This is a genomic window from Bacillus sp. GMa5/1 (assembly GCF_050172015.1).
Lineage (GTDB): Bacteria > Bacillota > Bacilli > Bacillales > Bacillaceae_G > Bacillus_A > Bacillus_A cereus.
Genome location: NZ_JBNLYC010000295.1, coordinates 1 through 3587 on the forward strand (window position 1 = coordinate 1; position 3587 = coordinate 3587).

The following is a 3587-nucleotide window of genomic DNA, read 5'->3' on the forward strand; positions in this document are numbered from 1 at the left end:
CTATAGCCTATGTTATGTCTTTTTTGAGGATAAATAAAGAGGAAAGCAGAATCACTATTCCATTTAATATATATACGCTTGCGGTCATAAAGGCTAACGTACCTGCGCCAAATCCTGCTTTATCGAATATAGAAGCAAATGTTGCGATAGTCAAAAAGATAATGGGAGTCAGTAGTAAAAATATGAAACCTGCCACGATTCTTTTTTTTAAACTATGTCCAGATAAGGAAATGGCTAAAAAGTTTAGGGTGCTAAACAGAGCAATTGCAAAGAGCAGGACAATAAATACTTCGATGCCATCAGACATTTTACCACTCCTTTTATAAAGAGTACTTTTTATAATCTATTCGAAATAAAAGGGGGATACTCCTTTAGGTAATTTCAATAAACGTAATAAATAGGCGTATTATAAAACAAAGAAGTATGGATTCAATATTAGACCCATACTTCTTTGTTTATTTTATAAATTCGCAGATTGCGAATGCTGTTTTTCATAATGTTTCTGCTTAGAAAGGGAAATAGAAATAATCAATAATGAAACGACTCCAAAGATGAGAACCATATATTGTAACCCAATTGTATCTAAGAAGAAGCCTGTGCCAAGTAAGACGATTTGGAACATAACCCTCTCAAACATATTACGGAATGAGAAGAGGCGACCGTGATAACTTTTTTCCACTTTCGTTTGGAAAATCGTCGACATAATAGGGAAGAAGCAGCCAACACTAAACCCAAACAAACCAAATGATGTAAGAGCCATCCATTTTATATCGCTAAAGAACAATGACAGATGTGCAAAAGCAGTACAAACTGCGAAGAAATATAGTAATTTTTCAGGTTTGAAATGATCAGATAGACGTTTAATTACGAAGGCACCTAACATAAATGCGACACCTTCAATTGTATATATGAACCCTTTAATCGTAGGATCATGTTGCATTTCGCTAATGTTAATAACCATTAAATTAAACCCAGCTATAAATAATAGAGGGATGATACTTAATATAAGTGCTGTAAAAGCAATAGGAATTCCTTTTAAAATACGAAATACTTCCATAAAGCTATTATCTTTTGCAGCTTGTTTACTTGGTGTTGTTGATTTTTTGTCTTCGAATTGTAGGAAGAAAGTCGAGAGGAATAATAAGGCGTATGCTGCCATTGAGAAGGCATACATGTACTGTAAACTCATCACAACTAAAAGAATTCCACCTAGTGAAGTGCCTGCAATACGAGCAATTGTACCAACATTCATATGTACACCGTTCATTTGTAATAACTCATGCTCACGTACGATGAGTGGAATTACAGATTGTAATGCAGGGAAATAAAATGCTGCTGAAATTTGAAGAGCAACCATAAATGCGATCATAAATGCGATACTTTCAAATTGAATAGCAAAAAACATGAAAATAACACTTAAAACTCGACCAAACCCAGCGTAAAGAAGAACTTTTTTCTTTTCATACTGATCGATGACACGGCCAGCCATAGGTCCAACTAGAACACCGGCTAATAGTCCGATAAATAATATAACTGATTTCATGAAATCAGAAGGGACATATTTTTGCATAAATTCAAGGTTGCCAAGAATACCAAGCCATAATCCTAGACCTGCAATAAACTCCCCAATTAGAACAATCCAAACGTTTTTATTACGCCACATAACATAAAACCTCTCCGTCTTTTAAAATGAAAAACTCGTATATAAAACCTCCTTATTTATGCATTATTTTCATACGAACTTTTTTAGAGTCAGAGTCTATATTACGTGTTTCATAATTGGATTTCAATCTTTTTGATTTGTCAAAAATTTGATGTGTTAATTGATGAAATAAGTGAATCAAAACGTAAAAAATTTATGATTAAAGCTAATAGAAAGTAAGGATACATATAAAAAAGCAAGAACGTATAACTACGCCTCGCTTTTCTCAAGTACAAAATTAAATATTAGATTCACTTAGCAACATTTACGCTCTTGTCCAATAGCTAAAGCGCTAAAAGATAGTGGGCCAACAACTTCTGCACTTGCACCACTAGTAAGGTTTTCAACAGTTAATGAATATTCGTGTGTTCCACTGCTAACGTTTTGATCTATAGCTTGAAATGTTTGTACGTAGAATTGTTCAGAATCTGTAGATTCAATACCTACTTGTGCATTAAAAATTTCAATGTTATCACGGAAAATTCGGAATAAAACTTGTGAAGTCTCAGTTATACCTTCTACACCAATTGTAGCGATTAATTCTACTCGATTATTACGTGAATCTCTACTTGAAATTCTCAATTTCAAATTTGCTAAAATTGCTTTATTTGGAGAAGCTGGGATTGCAAAAGTTGTTTCACCAGTTTTACTTATAGGCTGAGTAGCTTGGTAATCAATGATATGAGTCATATTCTTCACCTCCTCATATACTAGAATATGAAAATAGTGAAGAATTAGCTTGGACAAATACTGGATTATTTAATAGAGTCAACAATAATTATTGAAAAGAAGAAATTCACATAAAAGCATTAAGAATATATCACAATAAGATGATATTTTTCTTAATGCTTTTTGTAATTAAGCAGAATATTCTTCTTTACGTACTTCAAAAAATTCATTACGTCGCAAGTAATTATAAATTTTCTCTGAAACCTCTTCTTCTTCAGACACTAAGAAACGATGATCAAAAGCGTAGAAAGATTGACCTTTAATTAATTTTACGTAATACATATTAAACGCCTCCTGACACTAGATTATTACTTGCTTCATATTATGATGGCCTATATGTCTGCTAAAAATACTTGGAGTTTCAAAGGGGATAAGTAAAGGGATAAAAGAGCTTACAATTCTGTAAGGTTTATGTCACCTTTTTCGATAGTTTGTATTTACCAATTTCTTCTATAATGCAAATAGGTTACATAAAATAAGGGGGTAAAAAGATGGATGAAATACTTGGAGAAGTTGTAGCTGGTATTTGTGAATTTGTAGTGGAAGTAACAGCAGATGCTATAGGAAATTTAGTTTCTGGAAATGATGAGGAAAAAGAAACATTATAATAATTTGTAAAAGAATAAAGTTGATCAAATTATAAAGGCTGATTTCTAAAGGGAAATCAGCTTTTTTATTTTTTACATTATATTAACTTAATTTGAATATTCATTTGTTATCATATTTAAGAAGCCTATATAAGGAGGTGAATAAACAAATATGTCGAATTCAGGGCCTGATTTATCTGTTTCTCGTTTGATTGTGGTAAATATAGAAGAAAAAGAATATCATTTTATTGTTCGTGAACATCCGATTGTAGGGAAGTTTATATCGCTATTTGAAAATGGGAAAGAATACGGTTTAATAGATAAACAAATCGCTAATAAAGATAAATTTATTACATCGGAGCTTACTAAGTTAGATTATTTTAATATAGATGTTTTATATCTTACACCTGGGTGGATATGGATTGGTATGGATCAATTTGGTTTACATGCTCGTGAGGCTACTTATAACGAAGTAGATGTTATTATGAAGTTGAAAGAGGATTTATATTATATAGACATATACGAAGAAATAAAAATGTAGTAAATATTTATTCAGGTTAGGGGGGAAG

General features: G+C 31.9%; 5 protein-coding genes. 1 reads left to right on the plus strand and 4 read right to left on the minus strand.

Annotated features, from left to right (window positions below):
• Nucleotides 1–7: 7 nt before the first annotated feature.
• From ACQGSG_RS27590 to ACQGSG_RS27605, 4 genes are all read right to left on the minus strand, one after another.
• On the minus strand, nucleotides 8–307 hold the full coding sequence (locus tag ACQGSG_RS27590) for a hypothetical protein (protein WP_246960257.1): 300 nt from the start codon (nucleotides 305–307) through the stop codon (nucleotides 8–10).
• Nucleotides 308–460: 153 nt separating this feature from the next.
• Nucleotides 461–1663: an MFS transporter gene (locus ACQGSG_RS27595; RefSeq protein WP_000269261.1), complete on the minus strand. Its 1203-nt coding sequence runs from the start codon at nucleotides 1661–1663 to the stop codon at nucleotides 461–463.
• A 294-nt stretch (nucleotides 1664–1957) separates the two neighbouring features.
• Nucleotides 1958–2392 carry an exosporium protein ExsC gene (gene exsC / locus ACQGSG_RS27600; RefSeq protein ID WP_000148797.1) on the minus strand — a complete coding sequence of 145 codons (435 nt, stop codon included), beginning with the start codon at nucleotides 2390–2392 and terminating at the stop codon, nucleotides 1958–1960.
• A 168-nt stretch (nucleotides 2393–2560) separates the two neighbouring features.
• Complete coding sequence (locus ACQGSG_RS27605; RefSeq protein WP_000291905.1) at nucleotides 2561–2713, minus strand: YqbF domain-containing protein; 153 nt, start codon at nucleotides 2711–2713, stop codon at nucleotides 2561–2563.
• 477 nt (nucleotides 2714–3190) lie between these two features.
• Here ACQGSG_RS27605 and ACQGSG_RS27610 point away from each other — a divergent pair, with 477 nt between their 5' ends.
• Entirely contained in the window at nucleotides 3191–3559 is a 369-nt protein-coding gene (locus tag ACQGSG_RS27610; RefSeq protein ID WP_000071478.1) for a hypothetical protein, read from the plus strand.
• The last annotated feature ends 28 nt before the right edge of the window (nucleotides 3560–3587 follow it).